This window comes from Streptomyces sp. NPDC127084 (assembly GCF_042724175.1).
Lineage (GTDB): Bacteria > Actinomycetota > Actinomycetes > Streptomycetales > Streptomycetaceae > Streptomyces.
This window is the reverse complement of sequence record NZ_JBHXFA010000371.1, coordinates 1-1,354: the sequence shown is the minus strand read 5'-3', so window position 1 is coordinate 1,354 and position 1,354 is coordinate 1. Positions and strand designations below refer to the sequence as shown.

Genomic DNA, 1,354 nt, shown 5'->3' with positions numbered 1-1,354 from the left:
GTCCACGACCGCGGCGCCGCTCAGTGGTTCAGCAGTGCTTGGCGGGCTCCGGCGGTGCCGCCATGGCCGCCAGTGCCTTGTCCGACGCGGGCTTGGCGGTGAGCGCCTTGAAGGCCGTGCCGATGATCAGATCGACGTCCGCGGTCTTGCGGGAATCGACCCTGAGTTCGGCCCCTGTGAGCTGGGTGGCCAGTACCCGCAGTGCTCCGTCGTGTGCCGTGGAGGCACCGAGCAGCATCGCGGCGCCAGGCACCTTTTTGTCGTAGGCCGGCGGGGCGTTGCCCACTTTGCCGACGGCGAAGCCGCGCTTGCGGAGCTCGTCGGCGGTGGTCTTGGCGAGCCCGGCCCGCGGGGTCGCGTTGTAGACGTTCACCGTGATCTGGGCCGGCTTCGGCAGCAGCGGGGCCGCCGCCGCCGGGGATGCCTGGGCGGCGCAGGCGGCCGTCTGGGCCCGGGCCGCGGGTTTCTCGCTACCGCCGCCGCTGAACACGTCGATGAGCTGCATGGTCCCCCAGCCGCCGACACCGGCGACCGTGACCGCGGCCAGTGCCACGGACACGTACCTGCGGCGGCGAGGGCGGCGCATACGCGGATAGGGGTTGCCCGTGATGCGGTACTTTCCACCCATGCCTGGGGGAGTGAGCATGCTCATGAGCGCAGCGTAGTGCGGTCCAGGGGTGTGAGCTACTAAACGATCATCGGATGGCGCCCGTACGGGTCGGAAACTGCGTCCATACGGTCGCCACAGGTGTCCGCTGCCCCGCCCCGTTCACCCCGCCTCGCCGGTCCTGACCGCCGCGCGGCGGTCAGTCCAGTTCGAGCACGCGGGCGTGCAGCACCTGCCGCTGCTGGAGGGCCGCGCGTACGGCGCGGTGCAGTCCGTCCTCCAGATACAGATCGCCCCGCCACTTCACGACGTGGGCGAAGAGATCGCCGTAGAACGTGGAGTCCTCCGCGAGCAGCGTTTCGAGGTCCAGCTGCCCCTTGGTGGTCACGAGCTGATCGAGGCGGACCGGGCGCGGCGCTACATCCGCCCACTGCCGGGTGCTTTCCCGGCCGTGGTCGGGATACGGCCGCCCGTTACCGATGCGCTTGAAGATCACACGGAAAGCCTACCGGGCAAGCGGCCGTCAGCGCAGCCAAGCGGCGCCGGTGCGGTGGCGGCTAAACGGTCAAAAATGGTCAGGATTCCGTCCGAACGGCAGATGGCGAGGTGTGCGGCGCGCGAATGTACGACCGTCCGAACGGGCACGGGCCGCTCCGGGAGAGGATCCCGGTCGGGGCCCGGGGCGGGTGTAGACCGGGCCGCCCCGGTGGGTGTTAAAAAAAAGACACGGGCCCCCAAATATCGGGT

Annotated in this window: 2 protein-coding genes; both read right to left on the bottom strand. The window is 69.9% G+C overall.

Annotated features, from left to right (window positions below; translation table 11 throughout):
* Positions 1-28: 28 nt before the first annotated feature.
* The gene (locus ACFWI9_RS34310; protein WP_387169219.1) at positions 29-652 is read right to left on the bottom strand and encodes a LytR C-terminal domain-containing protein; all 624 of its coding nucleotides are present in this window, start codon (positions 650-652) and stop codon (positions 29-31) included.
* Between the two features lie 154 nt (positions 653-806).
* Positions 807-1,103, bottom strand: coding sequence for a type II toxin-antitoxin system VapB family antitoxin (locus ACFWI9_RS34305; protein WP_003949502.1), 297 nt, complete (start codon positions 1,101-1,103; stop codon positions 807-809).
* Positions 1,104-1,354 lie beyond the last annotated feature (251 nt).

What these genes read in the sequence shown, in the direction of transcription:
- ACFWI9_RS34310 (WP_387169219.1), bottom strand. Translation starts at nt 652, where the DNA reads ATGAGCATGCTCACTCCCCCAGGCATGGGTGGAAAGTACCGCATCACG.